This is a genomic window from Embleya sp. NPDC050493, assembly GCF_044458105.1.
GTDB lineage: Bacteria > Actinomycetota > Actinomycetes > Streptomycetales > Streptomycetaceae > Embleya.
Window position 1 is genome coordinate 151,232 of record NZ_JBITHP010000010.1, and the last position, 16,765, is coordinate 167,996.

Consider the following 16,765-nt stretch of genomic DNA (forward strand, 5'->3'; position numbering starts at 1 on the left):
GACACGTGTAGAGGCCGGTGGTTGGCTGCGCGCGTCAAGATCGACGCCGTGCGCGAGCGCCGCCGTCGAGCTCATCGATCACCCCGGGGGGCCCGCGTGTTCGCACTCGACGGCAGGTCGGCAATGGTCACCGGTGCGGGCCAGGGCGTCGGCGCGGGCATCGCCCGCCTGCTCGCCGCGCAGGGCGCGGTCGTCGCGGTGAACGACCTCGACCCCGAGCGCGCCGAACACACGTGCGCCGCGATCCGCGACGCCGGCGGTCGGGCCTTCACCGCCGCGTTCGACGTGACCGACCCGCAGGCCGCACTCCTGGCCGTACGCACCTTCGAACGCACCGTCGCCCCGATCGACATCCTGGTCAACAACGCGGGCAACGGCGGCGCCGAGGGCTTTCGCCCGACCACATTCCGCCGGAGCGTGCCCGAGGACTGGCAACGCTTCGCCGACGTCAACCTGTTCGGTGTGATGGCCTGCACGAAGGCGGTGCTGGACGGGATGTGTGCGCGCCGTTTCGGGCGGGTGATCACCATCGCATCGGCCGCGGGTGTCAGCGGCCAGTCGTTCGGCATCTCGCTGTACGGAGCCGCGAAGGGCGGCGCCATCGCGTTCATGCGCCACCTCGCGATGGAGAGCGCCCGCGACGGCGTCACCGCGAACACCATCGCCCTGGGCCTGATGGATCCCCGTCCCAGCGGCCGCGAACTCGCGCACACCGCGGACCAGGCCAAGCACATCCCGGTCGGCCGACTCGGCACCCCCGAGGACGCGGGCGCGGCCTGCGTCTTCCTCGCCTCCGACGAGGCCGCGTGGATCACCGGCCAGACCATCCAGGTCAACGGCGGCGCGATCACCACCTGAGAGGCCGGGTCATCCGAGCGCCCGGACCACCTGGGGGCGGACCGCCCGGGAGGCCACAGTTCGCCCGGGAGCCCTGGATCGGCGAACGCATGTGTGCTGCACTGATACCGAACCCGCGAGTAACAACGCGTGATCGGAGTGACCGGCATGACGGCCGAGACGGCTGGACCGACCACCACCGACCCCAACCCCCGGACCTGGCCCGCGCAGGTCCCGCTCGCCGACCTGGACTTCTGGTCGGGGCCCCTGGCCGCCCGCGCGGCAGGCTTCGCGCACCTGCGCGAGACGTGGCCGATGCCGTACTACCCGGAGCCGGAGAGCCCGCTGGAGCCCGGCCCCGGTTTCTGGGCGCTGACCCGGCACGCGGACGTCGCGGAGGCCACCCGCCGACCCGAGGACTTCTGCTCGGGTCGCGGTGCGACCCACATCCCCGACTTCCCCCCGGGGTTCGGTGAGTTCTTCGGCTCGATGATCGAAATGGACGACCCCCGGCACCAGCGGCTGCGCCGGATCGTCGCCCGCACGTTCACGCCCAGGATGATCAAGAAGTTCTCGGACGACGTGGACCGCACCGCCAGAACGATCGTCGACGAGGTGGCCGAGCGCGGCTCGTGCGACTTCGTCACCGACGTCGCGGCCCGGCTGCCGCTCCGGGTCATCTGCGACATGATGGGCGTACCGGAGAAGGATCATCGTTTCGTCTTCGACCGCTCGAACGTGATCCTCGGTGTCGCGGACCCGGAGTACGTGCCCCAGGAGGGCGGCGGCCACATCGAGGCGCTGCTCACCGCGGGTGCCGAACTCGCCGAACTGATGAAGGACCTGGCCGAGTTCCGGCGCGGCACCCCCACCGAGGACGTCACCTCGGCGCTGGTGAACGCGGAGATCGACGGGGAGAACCTGACGGCGGACGAACTCGCCTCGTTCTTCATCCTGTTGCTGACCGCAGGCAACGAGACCACCCGCAACGCGATCTCGCACGGACTGTGGCTGCTGACCGAGAATCCCGATCAACACCGGCTCTGGCTCTCGGACTTCGAGCGGTACGCACCGACCGCCGTGGAGGAGATCGTGCGACTCGCGTCCCCCGTGGTGTGGATGCGGCGCACCGCCACCCGGGACACCGACCTGAACGGCAAACAGGTGCGCGACGGCGACAAGCTGCTGCTGTTCTACTGGTCGGCGAACCGGGACGAGGCGGTGTTCGCCGACCCGGGACGGTTCGACCTCACCCGCGACCCGAACCCGCACGTCGGCTTCGGCGCCCGCGGCCCGCACTTCTGCCTCGGCGCGCACCTGGCCCGCCGCGAAATCACCCTGCTGTTCCGAGAGTTGCTGGCCCGACTGCCGGACATCCGGGTAACCGGCGAACCCCAGCGACTGCGCTCCAGCTTCATCAACGGCATCAAACACATGACCTGCGAGTTCACCCCGACCCAACGGAGCTGACGTCGGGGTTGGGCTGGGCGGGGCGCGGGGCGCGGGAACACCCGCAGGCTCCGCCTGGGTGTGGCGCAGGGCGCGAAGGCGCACGCGAAAACCGACGCAGGACGCGAAGGCGCGCGCGGAGTCCGGCGCCGGGCGCGAAGCCGTGCACGAACACCGACGCCGGGCACGCGGAAGGCCGACGCGGGGCACGAAGCCGCACGCGGAACCGACGCCGGGCACGAAGGCACACACCGAAGGCCGACGAAGGCCGATGTCGGACGCGAAGGCACGCGCGGACACCGACGCTCGGCGCCGGGCTCGGGAACGGCGAGTCGAGCCTGCCGGGGGCAGCGGGGCCGCACGCGGAACCGACGCCGGGCACGAAGGCACACACCGAAGGCCGACGAAGGCCGATGTCGGACGCGAAGGCACGCGCGGACACCGACGCTCGGCGCCGGGCTCGGGATGCGGCGAGTCGCGCCTGCCGGGGGCAGCGGGTCGGGGTGCCGGGGTCGACGTCGGGTGGTGGGTGGCGTCGGATGGGGCCGGCTTGGCCTCACGGGATGCGGGCCTGGCCCCGGGTGCGGGACCGGGCTAGGGCTTGGCCCCGGGTGCGGGACCGGGCTAGGGCTTGGCCCCGGGTGCGGGACCGGGCTTGGCGTCGGATGCGGACCCGGACCCGGACTTGGAAGCGGGCCCGGGCTTGGGCCCGGGCTTGGGCTCGGACGCGGGACCGGGCTTGGCCTCGGTCCCGGACGCGGATCCGGAGTTCGCCCCGGACGCAGGCCCCGGCTTGGGCTTGCTCCCGGCGGGGGGCTCGGGCTTGCGCTCGGCGCCGGACCCGGACGCAGGCCCGGACTTGCTCCCGGACGCAGGCCCGGGCTTGGGCTTGCTCCCGGACGGCCCGGGCTTGGGCCTGGGCTTGGCGCCGGATGCGGGACCGGGCTCGGCTTCGACGGCGGATGCGGATCCGGGCTTGGCGTCCGTCCCGGTCCCGGCGCCGGTGCCGGTGCCGGTGCCGGTGCCGGTGCCAGAGCCGGATTTGGCCTTGGCCTTGGATTCACCGGGTACGGGCTTGGCCTCCGCCCCGCCGGCCGCTTCGGCCTTCTCTCCCTCCCGGGCCTCCGGCCCGCCCGGGGTGGTCGGGGGCGTGCCTTCGGTGGGCGCCTCGGCCCCGACTCGCTCCACCGGTCCGCCCGGGGCCGTCGCCGCCGGGGTCGCCGTCGGGTCGATCAGCGCATCGATCTGCTCGGCGGCCGGCACCTCGCCCTCGGGCGTCACCGCGTCCACCACCCGCGGCAACGTCGCCGCGAGCGCCGCGGCGGTCTCCTCCTTGGTCATCCCGGCCTGGCCGGCCAGGCGGATCATCTCCTCCTCACCGAGCGCGTCGGTGAGCTCCTTGCCACTCACGGGCTGATTGCGACCGGTCTCCACCCATGACTCGACCTGCTCGCCCAGGCCGCCGGCTCGGAGCGTGTGCAACAACGTACCCAGCCCGCCGGAGTCGCCCTGCTTGGTCAGCATGCCCAGCACCACCCGAACCAGCCCCTGGTCCCCGCTGCCGCCCCGCCCACCGAGAAGGCCGCCCAGCAGGCCGCCGAGTCCACCGGGAAGGCCCATTTCGCCGCTGCTCATCCGTCTTCTCCCTGCGCAGGTCGCCGTATCCGGCTCCCATAGTGGGGTAAATAGGACAGAACTTGGCGGTGGGCACGTCGGCAGTAGGCCCATCGGGCGACCCGGCAGCCCATCCCGACGGGCCCGCGGTGCGCACCGACCGGGCGTCGGACCACTCCCCCGCCACCTCGACGCCCGCCTGCCCGCCCCGACGACAGACCCGCCCGTCGCTCGACGAACGGAGTGTCGGGCCACCGCCCGGACCGCCGGAGCGGCACCCCGTCAGCAGGTCGGGTCGAACAGCACCTTGAGGCAGCCGTCCGTACGGTCGGCGAAGGTGCGGTAGCCGTGCGCGGCCTCGGTCAGTGGCAGCCGGTGGGTGAATACGTCCACCGGGACGAGTCGGCCGTGCCGGATCAGCGGGATCAGCGTCGGCCAGGTGGAGGCCACCGGCGCCGTGCTGAAGCGCAGCGTCACGTTGCGGATGATCAGCAGCGGAACGGCGAGCGGGAATGCGAAGTTCGCGTCCACGCCGACCACCGAGACGGTGCGCGACGTGCGCACCGAGGCGATCGCCGCGGCCAGCGTCGCGTCCTGCCCGACCGCCTCGATCACCGCGTCCGCACCTCGGCCGCCGGTGGCCGCCATGACCTGCTGGACCAGGTCGCCCGAGCCCGCGTCGATCGGCTCCGCGCCGAGGCGTTCGGCCATCGCGAGCCGCTCCGGCACCCGGTCGGCGGCCAGGATCCGGCCCGCGCCGAGCACCTGGGCCGCCTGGAGGGCGTACAGGCCGACCGGCCCGAGCCCGATCACCAGCACCGTCGCGCCGGGCGTGATGTCGGCCCGGGTCGCCGCCGTCCAGCCGGTCGGCAAGGCGTCGGTGAGCAGCACCGCGTGGTCCACCGCGACGTCCTCGGGCACCGGCAGCAACCACGCGTCGGCCGCCGGGATCGCCACCGCCTCGGCATGGCCGCCGGGCAGCCCGAGGTCGCCGCCGAGCACCCGCATGCCGCCGCCGACACAGTCGATCGCATTGCCCGCCCGGCAGCCCGCACACCGCCCGCAGCCGAGCACGGGCGACACCAGGACCCGATCGCCCACCGCGATCCGGCCCACCTCGGCGCCGGTCTCGATCACCGTGCCCACCACCTCGTGCCCCGGCCGCAACCCGGCGGCCGGGAACTCGCCCTCGTAGAAGTGCAGATCCGAGCCGCACACCGCACTCGCCTCGACCCGCACGATCGCCCCGTCCGGACCGGTGAGCACCGGGTCCGCGACCTTCTCGACACTCACGTCCCGGGTTCCGTTGATGACGACGGCACGCATGTCCACTCCCCTGGCTGGTTCGCTCACCCGAGACCGGAAAGCCCGGACTCGGCAGGCGGTAACGCTGCCACCTGCGGCAGTAACACTGTTACAGAAGCCCTCGGAAGCCAACCCCGGACCGGCCGGGATCGGCCCGGCGTGACGTTCGTCCCACGTCCGGCCGACCCTCGCGCGAGCGTCGGTACCGTGATCTCCATGTCGCTGTCGCAAGCCCTGCGCGGGCACGCCCGGGGCGCTCTCTCGCGTGCGGCGCACCGAGGCTGGCGTGCGCTGCAACGCGCCGCCTCGATCACCCCGGAGCAGCCCGGCCCCTACCACTTCCGGGAGTTGGGCGCGCGCAGCAAGCTCGCCTTCCCGGTCGGCTCGGTCTTCGGCGAGCAGTGGATCACGGTGGGCGCCGGCTGCATCATCGGCGAACACGTCACGCTGTCCGCGGGGCTGGCGCCGGGCCACGACCTGGGCACGGCGGCGGTGGTCACCATCGGCGACCGGTGCACGATCGGGCGCGGCAGCCACATCGTCGGACACCGCTCGATCACCATCGCGGACGACGTGTGGACCGGGCCGTACATCTACATCACCGACCAGAACCACAGCTACGCCGACCCGGACCGACCGATCGGCACCCAGTGGCCGATCAACGACACCGTGGAGATCGGCCCGGGCAGCTGGATCGGCGCGGGCGCGATCATCCTGCCCGGCGCCAAACTCGGCCGGAACGTGGTGGTCGCCGCCGGTTCGGTGGTCCGCGGCACGGTTCCCGACCACTGCGTGGTGGCGGGCGTGCCCGCGAAGGTGGTCCGCCGGCGCACCGAATCCGGCTGGGACCCGCCGCTGCGGCACACCCCCACACCACTCCCCGACGGAATCACCCACGACGAATTGGTCGCCCTGCTGACCGAGTACGACGCCTCCGGCGGCCAGTAGCCCCCACCCCGGACCCCCGCCGACCCCGCGACGGCCCATCGCCCGAGTTCCACGTGAAACCCCGGCCGAGCCCGACACCCCAGCCCACCGAGCCGGGCACCGCTCCCTGCCGACCCCTGCCCGGCCCGGCCCCACCAAACTCGGCACCGCTACCCGCCGACCCCGGCCGGCCCCACCAAGCCGGGCATCACCGCCCGCCGAACCCGAGCCGGCCCCACCAAGCCGGGCACCACCGCCCACCACAGGCGGGGCCGACCCGAGCCGACCCCGCCCCCATCAGCGCGAGGTCACGCCTTCAGACCGGACAGCCGCAGCTGCACGCCCACCGCGTCCAACACGCGCGACTGCTGACCCCACTGCCAACCCGGCACGGTCCAGTCCGCGTCCAGCATCGAGATCGACACCGATCCCCGGGCGATCGCGGTGGTGTCCGCGTTGCGCACCGGCTCGGTCGCTCCCGTGGCCAGGCCCAGATCGAGCTTGTAGCACGTGTCGCAGGACGGGTCCTTGACGTAGCTCACCTTGAGCGCGTCGGCCTCGCCCACGTTGGTCGTCTCCACCCGGCCGGTCGGCTTGGCCGGGTAGTTCACGTTGAGCGTGGTGTGCACGGGCAGCACCGGCCCGGTCCGCTTCGCGGTGGCCGCGAGCCGGTCCACCAACCGGGTCGCGAACGCCGTCGCCTGTGCCATCTGCGGGAACGGATTGCGCGGATCGGCGATGTTGTACTCGGCGCTGAACGCGACCGCCGGGATGCCCTTCTCCGCGGCCGTGATCGAGGCGCCGACCGTGCCCGAGTGGTTCGTGGTCGCGCCGATGTTCTGGCCCGGGTTGATGCCGGTGACCACCAGGTCGGGCTTCTTGTCCCGGAACACGTTCGCGAGGGCGAAGGAGACCGAGTCGGCGGGGGTGCCCTCGACCGACCAGATGCCCGGCTCGACCTCGGCGGCCTTGACGATCGACCCGGGGGTCGCATTGATCCCGGTGCCCTTGCCGGACTGATCGGTGGCGGGCGCGACGATCACCGCGTCGTGGCCGGCCGCCTTGAGCGCCCGCTGCAACGCGCGGATGAACGGACCCTGCTGTCCGTCGTCGTTGCTGATCAGGATGCTGAGCCGGCGTGGAGCCTGGGTGTCGCGCGCGTCGTCGCTCGCCATGGCGACGGGCGCGCTCGCCGCGAGCAGCGCGGCGGCGGTGGCGCCCGCCGCGAGGGTGAACACGTGTTTCCTGCCGAAACTGGCCATCTCGTCCTCCGTAGGCAAGAAGGTCCGCACGTCCGAGGAGCGTCGCGCCGTGGGGCTCGACGACTCGGGTCTCGTACGTGAACGCGTGAATGCGTGAATGCGTGCAGCGGAGCCGGCCGCACGAAACCCGTTACCGACCCGACCGGGACGGTCGAGTGAAATTCGGGTCGAACAACGTGTACGGAGGGGTGAATCGGACGGAATGCACCCTGCGATTCGACACGTGTCAGCCGGCGGATAGCGAAAATAGGGTCATCGGTCGGACATTGCAATGGGCGGAGCCGGGTGGTTCGTCCGGATGCGCGGTTCGCCGCCGTGCCGCCACCCCCGTCCCCCGGGTCTGGCCAAAGCCCTTGCCCCGAACGTAATCTGACGGATCATCAGCCAAGTCGACCGGCTCGGCCGGCACCAGTGGGCGGAGCTGCCATGATCCTGGACGGCAAAACCGTGATCGTCTCGGGCGTGGGCCCGGGTCTCGGCCGCCGGGTGGCCCTGGCCGCCGCACGCGACGGCGCCAATGTGGTACTCGGCTCGCGGACCGAGGCCAACCTGGTCAAGGCCGCCGAGGAGGTCGATCCCACCGGCAAGCGGGTCGCCTGGGCCGTGACCGACATCACCGAGCACGAGACCTGTCGGGCCCTGGTCGAGCTGGCCGTGGAGCGCTTCGGCGCGGTGGACGGGCTGGTCAACTGCGCGGCGCTGGACACCGTGTTCGGCGGCCTGGAGGCAACCGATTTCGCCGAGTTGCGCCGGGTGGTCGAGGTCAACCTGGTCGGCAGCCTGGCGATGACCAAGGCCGCCCTGCCCGCGCTCAAGGCCGGCGGCGGCGCGGTGGTCTTCATCGCCACCCAGTCCCAGTTGGTCCCGCCGCCGCAGGCGCCGCAGATGGCCTACGCCGCCTCCAAGGGCGGGCTCACCTCCGCCACCTACGCCCTCGCGCACGAATTGGGTCCGTACCGGATCCGGGTCAACTCGGTGGCCCCGGGCTGGATGTGGGGACCGCCGGTGGAGGGTTTCGTGAACTACCAGGCACAGGCCTCGGGGGTGCCGGCCGCGGAAGTCCTCGCCGGCCTCGTGGCGCCGATGGCCCTGCCCGAAATGGCCACCGACGCCGACGTGGCCGAGGCCGTCGTCTTCTTCCTCTCGGACCGTGCCAAGGCCATCACCGGCCAGATGCTTCTGGTCAATGCGGGCCATGTGGTCCGGTAGCCGCCCCACGCGTGCCACCTCTGGAATTCAACCTCATTTCGGTCAAAACGTGCTCAAGCACCACACGTGACACGCCATTTCGTCCCAGGTGTCAGCCGAAAAGATCACCGCACGGATAACCAGCCCGCATCGGGGGCAGTAAACCCGCCATGTTGGGGCTGCCGAACACCATCCACGCGCTTCTCTTCGACCTCGACGGGGTCTTGACCCAGACCGCCAAGGTGCACGGCGTCGCCTGGAAGGAGATGTTCGACCACTTCCTGCGCGAACGCGACGGCGCCGACTTCACCCCGTTCGACCCCAGACGGGACTACGACACCTTCGTGGACGGCAAGCCCCGCCTGGACGGCACCCGCTCCTTCCTGGAGTCGCGCGGCATCGAACTGCCGGTGGGCGACGAGGGCGACCCGCCCGGATCGTTCACCCTGCACGGGCTCAGCAACGCCAAGAACGACCTGGTGTTGCGGCTGATCCACGACCGGGGCGTGGACGTGTACCCGGGCTCGGTGCGCTACGTGCACGCCGCACGCGCCGCGAAGCTGCCCTGTGCCGTGGTGTCCTCCAGCGCGAACTGCGAGGACGTGCTGCGCGCGGCGGGCATCCACGACCTGTTCGACGCGATCGTGGACGGTGTGGTGGCAAAACGCGACGGTCTGTCGGGCAAGCCCGCGCCGGACACCTTCCTGGCCGGCGCGAAGGCCCTGGGCGTGGCCCCCGCGCACGCGGCCGTGTTCGAGGACGCGCTGGCCGGCGTCGCGGCCGGCCGGGCCGGCGACTTCGGCCACGTGATCGGCGTGGACCGGGTCGGCCAGGCCGAGGAACTGCGCAAACACGGCGCGGACGTGGTCGTGGCGGATCTCGACGAACTCCTCGACGACGCACCCGGCGACCCGGCGAGCGGGCGGACCGCGGCGGAAGGCACGGCATGAGCACCGGACACCCCTACACGGTCGAGCCGTGGGGAATCACCGAACAGGCCCTGGACCTGGATCGCCTGCCCCAGTCCGAGTCGGTGTTCGCACTCTCCAACGGCCACATCGGCCTGCGCGCCAACCTCGACGAGGGCGAACCGCACGGCCTGCCCGGCACCTACCTCAACGGCGTCTTCGAACTGCGCCCGCTGCCCTACGCCGAAGCCGGATACGGCTACCCCGAGTCGGGCCAGAGCGTCATCAACGTCACCAACGGCAAGATCATCCGACTCCTGGTCGACGACGAGCCGTTCGACCTGCGCTACGGCCAGACCCAGGACCACGAGCGCACGCTCGACTTCCGCGAGGGCGTCCTGCACCGCCGCGCGTTGTGGACCTCACCGGCCGGCCGCACCGTCCGGGTCACCTCCAAGCGGCTGGTCTCGCTCACCCAGCGCTCGATCGCCGCGATCGAGTACGAGATCGAGCCGATAGACGGCCCGGCCCGGATCGTGCTCCAGTCGGAGCTGGTCACCAACGAGGAACTGCCGCTGCCGAACGCCGACCCGCGCGCCGCCGCCGTGCTGGAGGCGCCGCTGCGCGCCGAGGAGCACACGCACAACGGCACCAAGGCGATCCTGGTGCACCGCACCGAGCACAGCGGACTGCGGGTCGCGGTCGGCATGGACCACGAGATCGACGGTCCCGAGAGCATGTACGTGGAGACCGAGAGCGCCGCCGACCTGGCCCGATTCAGCGTGACCACGGTGCTCGACCGCGGGCAGAAGTTGCGGATCGTGAAGTACATCGCCTACGGCTGGTCCTCCACCCGCTCGCTGCCCGCGCTGCGCGACCAGGTCGCCGCCGCCCTGACCGCCGCGCGGTACACCGGCTGGCACGGTCTGGTCGACGAGCAGCGCGGCTACCTCAAGCAGTTCTGGGACAACTCCGACATCGAGGTCGAGGGCGACGTCGAACTGCAACAGGCCGTGCGGTTCGCGATGTTCCACGTGCTCCAGGCGGGCGCCCGGGCCGAGGAGCGGGCCATCCCGGCGAAGGGTCTGACCGGGCCCGGATACGACGGGCACTGCTTCTGGGACACCGAGGTCTTCGTACTGCCGGTGCTCACGTACGGGCTGCCGCACGCGGTCGCGCAGGCACTGCGCTGGCGGCACTCGACCCTGCCGCTGGCCCGCGAGCGCGCCGCCCAACTCGGGCTCAAGGGCGCCCTGTTCCCGTGGCGGACGATCCGCGGCGAGGAGTGCTCGGGCTACTGGCCGGCGGGCACCGCGGCGTTCCACATCGGCGCGGACATCGCGGTCGCCGTCGCGCGCTACGTCCGGGCCACCGGCGACCGGGACTTCGAGCGCGACTTCGGCCTGGAGATCCTGGTCGAGACGGCACGCATGTGGCGCTCGCTCGGCCACCACGACGCGGCCGGCCTGTTCCGGATCAACGGCGTGACCGGTCCGGACGAGTACAGCGCGCTCGCCGACAACAACGTGTTCACGAACCTGATGGCGCAGTCCAACCTGCTCGCCGCGGCCGACGCGGTGGCGCGCCACCCGCACGAGGCCCGCGCGCTGGAGGTGAACTCCGAGGAGACCGCGAGCTGGCGCGACGCGGCTCACGCGATGTACATCCCCTACGACGAGGACCTGGGCGTACACCCGCAGGCCGACGGCTTCACCAAGCACCAGATCTGGGACTTCGAGAACACCCCGCCCGACCACTATCCGCTGATGCTGCACTACCCGTACTTCGACATCTACCGCAAGCAGGTGGTCAAGCAGGCCGACCTGGTCCTGGCCATGCAGGTGCGCGGGGACGCTTTCACCGACGAGCAGAAGCGCCGCAACTTCGACTACTACGAGACGCTGACCGTCCGCGACTCGTCCCTGTCGGCCTGCACGCAGGCGGTCATGGCGGCCGAGGTCGGTCACCTCGAACTGGCCTTGGACTACACCGCCGAGGCCGCCTTGATGGACCTGCACGACCTGGCCAAGAACACCAAGGACGGCCTGCACATGGCCTCCCTCGCGGGCACCTGCGTGGCACTGGTCGCGGGCTTCGGCGGGCTGCGCGACCACGGCGAGCGCATGGCGTTCAAGCCGCGTCTGCCGGTCGGCCTGACCGGCCTGGCGTTCTCGCTGTCGGTGCGCGGGGCCCGGCTGCGGGTGGAGACCACCCACGAGCACGCCACGTACACGCTGCGCGAGGGTGACGAACTGCCGATCCTGCACCACGGCGAGCAACACGTACTGATCCCGGGCAAGCCGATAACCCTGGCCATCCCCTCGCTCACCCGGGACACCCCGCCCGGCCAGCCCACCGGCCGCGCCCCGGTGCACCGCCAGAGCGCCCCCGACACCCACCCCACCGGCCCGACCCCGGACTGACGGCCGCGCGGCCGGCCGGCCGGGCACCCGCACTCGGCCGGCGCGGCGTAGAGCGGTGCCCCGCCGACGCCTCTGGCCTTCACGTCAACGTCAAGGTCTACCGTTTCGAACATGCGCATCGGAGAACTGGCGGAGCGCGCGGGGACCAGCACCCGCACCCTGCGCTACTACGAGGAACGCGGTCTGCTGTCCGCTCGGCGCAACAGCAGCGGGTACCGCGACTACGACGAGGACGACGCCCGGCTGGTCCGCGAGATCCGCGCGCTCCTGGGCATCGGCTTCGATCTGGAGGAGACCCGTCCGTTCGTGGAGTGCCTGCGCGCCGGGCACGACGCGGGCGACGAGTGCCCCGCTTCGGTCGCGGTCTACCGACGCAAACTCGCCGAGTTGGACGCCTGCATCGACCGCATGCAGGGCATCCGGGCCCATCTGGTCGCCCAACTCGACCAGACCGAGCGCGCGCACGGCACAGGCGAGCGCGCCGACCGGCCCGCCACACCGGCCGCCTCGGCCGCCGCCGCCCTGCCCGACCCGCCGGAACCCCGCTGCGCGCTGGGCCCTGCCCGATCACCCGGACAGGGCCCGACGGCAAGCCCGCTCACCAAGGAGTCCCGATGACCACGAACGTCCACGACGCCACCGACGCCGAATTCGACACCGCCGTGCTGCGCTCCGACCGCCCGACCCTGGTCGAGTTCACCGCCGAATGGTGCGGTCCGTGCCGCCAGATGGCGCCGGTGCTGGAGCAGATCGCGATCGAGGAGCCGGGCCTGGCGGTGGCCAAGCTCGACGTCGACCGCAACCCCGGCACCGCCGCCCGTTACGGCGTGTTGTCCATGCCGACCTTCATGGTCTTCCGTGCCGGCGAACCGGTCCGGCAGTTCGTCGGCGCCCGCCCCAAGGGTCGGATCCTGGCCGAACTCGCCGACGTGCTCGGGGAGAAGCCGGCCGTCACCGGGTAGCTTGCGGGAATGGCCGCTCACCGGATCACCCTCACCACCGACTACGGGCTTCTCGACGGCTTCGTCGCCGCGTGCCACGGCGTGATCGCCGGCCTCGCGCCCGCCGTACCGGTCGTGGACGTGACCCACCTCGTGCCGCCCGGCGACGTGCGCCGCGGTGCACTGGTCCTGGCCCGGACCGTGCCGTGGTTTCCGGTGGGCAGCGTGCACGTCGCGGTGGTCGACCCCGGCGTGGGCACCGCCCGGCGGGCGATCGTGCTGCAAGCGGGCGGCCATCTGCTGGTCGGGCCGGACAACGGCCTGCTTCCGTGGGCCGCGCACGCGCTGGGCGGGATCGAGGAGATCCGCGAGATCACCAATCCCGCGCTCACCCTGGCCGAGGTCTCCCGGACCTTCCACGGCCGGGACGTGTTCGCGCCGGTCGCCGCCCACCTCGCGCTCGGCACACCGCTCGCCGAGGTCGGCCCGCCCGCGGGCGACCCGGTCGAGCTGCCCGCCCCGGTGCCCGGCGAGGTGCTCGTGGTCGACCACTTCGGCAACGTGCAACTCGCGCACGCGGTCACCGACTTCGCCGGCGCCGACCTGCTGCGGGTCGAGGTGGGCGACCGCGCGTACCGGGTTCCCCTGCGGAACACCTTCGGCGAGGTGCCCGCCGGGGAACTCGTCGGCTACCAGGACTCCGACGGTCTGCTGGCCGTCTCGGTCAACGGCGGCGACGCGGCCGACCTGCTGGGCGTACGGGCCGGCGACCGGGTCCGGGTCAGTCCTTCTTGTTGAAGTCCGGCTTCTGGTCGGACAACCAGATCTGGTCCAGCGAGACCTTGCACTTGTCGCCGGCGGCGCAGGTGAGCGCGACCTCGTTGGCCCCGTCGACCAGGGTCACGTTGTTCCAGGTGCCGGTGACGCTGTTCGGCGTGCCCCAGGACTTGAGGTTGGACTTCTTCTTCGAGTCGGTCCCGTTGACCAGGATCGACAGACTCTGGTTGTCGTCCTTGGCCCCGGCGTTGACGTAGCGCACCGCCAGGTAGTACGTGCCGGCCTTGGGTGCGGTCAGCTTCACCGTCACGGTCGAACCGGGCGCCTGCATGTCGACCATGCCGCTGCCGGTCGAGTTGGTCACCCCCGCCACCGCCACCGCGCCACCGCTGGGCGAGGCGTCCTCCGCCTCCTGCACCGCGAACTTGCCACCGGGAGCCGTCGAGGGCGCCGAGGACGGCGGCGCCGTCTGCGACGGGGCCGCGCTGGTCTGTCCCGCACCGGGCGTGGTCGGCGACGCCTTCTTGTCCTTGTCGTCGTCGCCGCGCATGAACATCACGCCCGCGATCACCGCGATCACGAGCACGATCGCCACACTCGCACCGATCACCGCGCCACGCCCGCCGCCACCGCTCCCGCCGCCGTGCGGCGGGGACTGCGGCGGTGGTTGTGCGCCACCGTGTTCGTGCTGCGCCGGGATCGCCGCCTGGGGCTGCGTATGCGCGGGGGGCTGTGCGTAATTCATCTGCCCGACCTGCACGTATTGCGGCATCATGCGATTGGCGGAAGAACCGTACGCACCGGTCGTCCCTGTCCCCTCGGCCGCTTCCTCACCCGGCGCCGGCCGATAGAGGTACCCGTACGGGTCTTCAGGTTCACCGTTGGTACCCGCCGTCATCGGGTAGTCCTCCCTACGTTCGCCAGGCCAATCTTTGTCAATACCAGGCATCACACTAACGGGCGACGGGCGGGGCAAGTGGCGTTGTCCGCGTGACGGGACTGTCACGAAAAGGCCCTACTGATGCGTATGGCGGCCGGGCGCACACCCGCCTGGGGCCCGTCCGCACGCCCGGCGCACGACCCGAACCATCCATCCGTTCGGTGACCGAATTCACCCGGGACGCCCAATACGTCCGCCGCTGTGGAGCCGGCCCGCGCCGGGGCCGTGCACCGCCCGTCGGCCCCGCTCAGCCCGCCCGACGCTGGGCCCGGTCCCGGCGACGCTTGTTCGCGTACATGTGTTCGTCCGCGATCCGCAGCAGGTCCTCGGGCTCGGCGGCCTCCTCCGCCCAGCCGATCCCGAAGCTCGCGCCCTCCAGCGGCACCGCCAGGCCCTCGGCCGGTATCGGCATGGACAGCGCGCGGCGCAGCCGCACCGCCATCTCCTCCGCCTCCTCCCGCCCTATCCCGTCGGCGAGCACGACGAACTCGTCGCCGCCCAGTCGGGCCACCGTGTCGCCCTCGCGCACCGCGGCGGTGAGCCGCTCGGCGACCGCCTTGAGCACCACGTCGCCGATGTGGTGGCCGAAGTTGTCGTTGATGTGCTTGAACCCGTCCAGGTCGCAGAACAGCAGCGCGACGCCCCGGCGCTCGGCGGCGGGCGGCTCGTCCACGACCACGACCGCACCCTCGGGGATGCTCAGGATCGCGCCGGCGGGCATCGCCCACTCGTCCGCGTACGGCTCGCGCACCTCGCCGACCGACCCGACCGCCCCGGCCGGGACCGGCGCGGTGCCGGGCAGCGGGGCGCCCGGGCCGAATCGCGCGGCCAGCCTGGCCCGCAGCTCCCGCCCGTTCGGCAGGCCGGTGAGCGGATCGTGGCTGGCCTCGTGCACGAGCGCCTGTTCGCGCTGCTTGCGGTCCTCGATGTCCTCCACGTGGGTCAACCCGAACCGCAGGTCGCCGAGCCCGTCGGCGACCTGCGAGGTGCGCAACGAGACCCACCGATACGTACCGTCGCTGCGTGCCAGACGTAGCTCGGTACAGCCCGCCACCGGGACCGTCCCGCCCAGGTGCCCGGCGAGCAGCGGCCGATCCTCCGGGTGTGCCAACGCGCCGAGCCCGAGCCGCTTGAGCACCGGCGCCGGGTAGCCCAGCATGCGACACAGCGCGTCGTTGGCACGCAGCAGTTGGCCCTGTTCGTGCCCGCGCACCCCGGTCATCACCATGCCGCTGGGGGCGTACTCGAAGGCCTGCCGAAAACTCTCCTCGCTGGCCCGCAGCGCCAACTGCTCGCGCTCCAGCCGGGCCACCGCGCGCTGCATGTCGCTGCGCAGCCGCGCGTTGTCCACCGCGATCGCCGCCTGTGCGGCGAACATCCCCAGCACCTCGCGTCGCCAGGGGGCCGGCCGCAGCCCGTCCACCGGCAGGTCCACCGACAACACGCCGACCAGGTCGCCCTCGGGCGTGTGCAGCGGCGCGAGCAGCGCGTCGCGCGGATGCCACGCCTCGGGGTGGTCGCCGATCGGCAGGTCGGGGATCCAACTCGGGACGTCCCCCACGTCGGCCAGCCCCGAGCGGTGCCCGAGGAAGCGCAGCGGTCCCCACGGCTCGGCGGCGGCCAGGATGCGATCCCAGCCCTCCCGCGAACCGATCTGGCCGGCCATCGCCTTGCGCAGCTCGTCGTTGCCGGCCACCGCCGCGACCTCCAGGTCGCCGTCGGCGCGGACGAGATTGACCGCAGCGACCCCGAACCCGAGGCCCGAAACCACGCCGTCGACGACGGCTTGGAGGGTGTCCTTGAGGTCGCGCGTGGCGTTCAGGTCGGCGACGACGCGGTTCAAAAGGCGCAAAGTCGCCAACCGGACGTGGGTCTCCGTCTCGGCTGTCATGGGTCTCCCCCAGGGGTCGACGCCGGTGTCTTCTGAACAGATATCGTCCGTTTACCAGAGAAACTGAATCACAGCGGGCTTCGTATTGGCGACGTTCCGTCATCGATCAGACTGTCACTGTGAGCCACCTCACGCTTCATACCGTATCGAGTCGGACCGCCGAGCCGCCCCGGAATCGCTCCCTCCGCCGGCATCCACCGGGCATCGTACGAGGCGGGGGCCCATTTTCGGGCACTAACCCCAGGGTTCGCCGAGTCGACCTGACGACCAATCAGATTCCGAACGGGTGCTTCGCTATGCGTC

Annotated in this window: 14 protein-coding genes; 9 read left to right on the forward strand and 5 right to left on the reverse strand. The window is 71.9% G+C overall.

Annotation, left to right across the window (positions count from 1 at the left end):
* Positions 1-96 precede the first annotated feature (96 nt).
* Together ACIBM5_RS21130 and ACIBM5_RS21135 are read left to right on the forward strand one after the other, a co-directional pair.
* On the forward strand, positions 97-858 hold the full coding sequence (locus ACIBM5_RS21130; protein WP_396008268.1) for an SDR family NAD(P)-dependent oxidoreductase: 762 nt from the start codon (positions 97-99) through the stop codon (positions 856-858).
* A 147-nt stretch (positions 859-1,005) separates the two neighbouring features.
* Entirely contained in the window at positions 1,006-2,307 is a 1,302-nt protein-coding gene (locus ACIBM5_RS21135; protein WP_396008269.1) for a cytochrome P450, read from the forward strand.
* A gap of 603 nt (positions 2,308-2,910) precedes the next feature.
* Here ACIBM5_RS21135 and ACIBM5_RS21140 read toward each other — a convergent pair.
* Both ACIBM5_RS21140 and ACIBM5_RS21145 read right to left on the reverse strand, forming a co-directional pair.
* A complete protein-coding gene (locus ACIBM5_RS21140) occupies positions 2,911-3,921 on the reverse strand; it encodes a YidB family protein (RefSeq protein ID WP_396008270.1) in 1,011 nt (336 codons plus the stop codon).
* A 261-nt stretch (positions 3,922-4,182) separates the two neighbouring features.
* Entirely contained in the window at positions 4,183-5,226 is a 1,044-nt protein-coding gene (locus ACIBM5_RS21145; protein WP_396008271.1) for an alcohol dehydrogenase catalytic domain-containing protein, read from the reverse strand.
* Positions 5,227-5,421: 195 nt separating this feature from the next.
* Here ACIBM5_RS21145 and ACIBM5_RS21150 point away from each other — a divergent pair, with 195 nt between their 5' ends.
* Positions 5,422-6,153: an acyltransferase gene (locus ACIBM5_RS21150; RefSeq protein ID WP_396008272.1), complete on the forward strand. Its 732-nt coding sequence runs from the start codon at positions 5,422-5,424 to the stop codon at positions 6,151-6,153.
* 287 nt (positions 6,154-6,440) lie between these two features.
* Here ACIBM5_RS21150 and surE read toward each other — a convergent pair whose 3' ends face one another.
* Positions 6,441-7,394, reverse strand: a complete 954-nt coding sequence (gene surE / locus ACIBM5_RS21155; RefSeq protein ID WP_396008273.1) for a 5'/3'-nucleotidase SurE — start codon at positions 7,392-7,394, stop codon at positions 6,441-6,443.
* 426 nt (positions 7,395-7,820) lie between these two features.
* Here surE and ACIBM5_RS21160 point away from each other — a divergent pair, with 426 nt between their 5' ends.
* The 6 genes from ACIBM5_RS21160 to ACIBM5_RS21185 all read left to right on the forward strand — a co-directional run bounded on the left by ACIBM5_RS21160 (position 7,821) and on the right by ACIBM5_RS21185 (position 13,652).
* Entirely contained in the window at positions 7,821-8,603 is a 783-nt protein-coding gene (locus ACIBM5_RS21160) for an SDR family oxidoreductase (protein ID WP_396008274.1), read from the forward strand.
* Positions 8,604-8,752: 149 nt separating this feature from the next.
* The gene (locus ACIBM5_RS21165; protein WP_396008275.1) at positions 8,753-9,532 is read left to right on the forward strand and encodes an HAD family hydrolase; all 780 of its coding nucleotides are present in this window, start codon (positions 8,753-8,755) and stop codon (positions 9,530-9,532) included.
* On the forward strand, positions 9,529-11,913 hold the full coding sequence (locus ACIBM5_RS21170) for a glycoside hydrolase family 65 protein (protein WP_396008276.1): 2,385 nt from the start codon (positions 9,529-9,531) through the stop codon (positions 11,911-11,913). Before ACIBM5_RS21165 ends, ACIBM5_RS21170 begins: the two co-directional genes overlap by 4 nt.
* A gap of 111 nt (positions 11,914-12,024) precedes the next feature.
* Positions 12,025-12,531, forward strand: a complete 507-nt coding sequence (locus ACIBM5_RS21175; RefSeq protein ID WP_396008277.1) for a MerR family transcriptional regulator — start codon at positions 12,025-12,027, stop codon at positions 12,529-12,531.
* The gene (gene trxA, locus ACIBM5_RS21180; protein WP_396008278.1) at positions 12,528-12,875 is read left to right on the forward strand and encodes a thioredoxin; all 348 of its coding nucleotides are present in this window, start codon (positions 12,528-12,530) and stop codon (positions 12,873-12,875) included. The genes ACIBM5_RS21175 and trxA overlap by 4 nt, the downstream gene beginning before the upstream one ends.
* Positions 12,876-12,884: 9 nt before the next feature.
* Positions 12,885-13,652, forward strand: coding sequence for an S-adenosyl-l-methionine hydroxide adenosyltransferase family protein (locus ACIBM5_RS21185; RefSeq protein WP_396008279.1), 768 nt, complete (start codon positions 12,885-12,887; stop codon positions 13,650-13,652).
* Here the strand turns inward: ACIBM5_RS21185 and ACIBM5_RS21190 are convergent.
* Positions 13,636-14,376 carry a hypothetical protein gene (locus ACIBM5_RS21190; protein ID WP_391588185.1) on the reverse strand — a complete coding sequence of 247 codons (741 nt, stop codon included), beginning with the start codon at positions 14,374-14,376 and terminating at the stop codon, positions 13,636-13,638. The genes ACIBM5_RS21185 and ACIBM5_RS21190 overlap by 17 nt on opposite strands.
* Before the next feature lie 442 nt (positions 14,377-14,818).
* Complete coding sequence (locus tag ACIBM5_RS21195; RefSeq protein ID WP_396008280.1) at positions 14,819-16,462, reverse strand: diguanylate cyclase domain-containing protein; 1,644 nt, start codon at positions 16,460-16,462, stop codon at positions 14,819-14,821.
* Between the last annotated feature and the right edge of the window lie 303 nt (positions 16,463-16,765).

What these genes read in the sequence shown, in the direction of transcription:
- ACIBM5_RS21135 (WP_396008269.1), top strand. Translation starts at nt 1,006, where the DNA reads ATGACGGCCGAGACGGCTGGACCGACCACCACCGACCCCAACCCCCGG.
- ACIBM5_RS21140 (WP_396008270.1), bottom strand. Translation starts at nt 3,921, where the DNA reads ATGAGCAGCGGCGAAATGGGCCTTCCCGGTGGACTCGGCGGCCTGCTG.
- ACIBM5_RS21145 (WP_396008271.1), bottom strand. Translation starts at nt 5,226, where the DNA reads ATGCGTGCCGTCGTCATCAACGGAACCCGGGACGTGAGTGTCGAGAAG.
- ACIBM5_RS21150 (WP_396008272.1), top strand. Translation starts at nt 5,422, where the DNA reads ATGTCGCTGTCGCAAGCCCTGCGCGGGCACGCCCGGGGCGCTCTCTCG.
- surE (WP_396008273.1), bottom strand. Translation starts at nt 7,394, where the DNA reads ATGGCCAGTTTCGGCAGGAAACACGTGTTCACCCTCGCGGCGGGCGCC.
- ACIBM5_RS21160 (WP_396008274.1), top strand. Translation starts at nt 7,821, where the DNA reads ATGATCCTGGACGGCAAAACCGTGATCGTCTCGGGCGTGGGCCCGGGT.
- ACIBM5_RS21165 (WP_396008275.1), top strand. Translation starts at nt 8,753, where the DNA reads ATGTTGGGGCTGCCGAACACCATCCACGCGCTTCTCTTCGACCTCGAC.
- ACIBM5_RS21170 (WP_396008276.1), top strand. Translation starts at nt 9,529, where the DNA reads ATGAGCACCGGACACCCCTACACGGTCGAGCCGTGGGGAATCACCGAA.
- ACIBM5_RS21175 (WP_396008277.1), top strand. Translation starts at nt 12,025, where the DNA reads ATGCGCATCGGAGAACTGGCGGAGCGCGCGGGGACCAGCACCCGCACC.
- trxA (WP_396008278.1), top strand. Translation starts at nt 12,528, where the DNA reads ATGACCACGAACGTCCACGACGCCACCGACGCCGAATTCGACACCGCC.
- ACIBM5_RS21185 (WP_396008279.1), top strand. Translation starts at nt 12,885, where the DNA reads ATGGCCGCTCACCGGATCACCCTCACCACCGACTACGGGCTTCTCGAC.
- ACIBM5_RS21190 (WP_391588185.1), bottom strand. Translation starts at nt 14,376, where the DNA reads ATGAATTACGCACAGCCCCCCGCGCATACGCAGCCCCAGGCGGCGATC.
- ACIBM5_RS21195 (WP_396008280.1), bottom strand. Translation starts at nt 16,462, where the DNA reads ATGACAGCCGAGACGGAGACCCACGTCCGGTTGGCGACTTTGCGCCTT.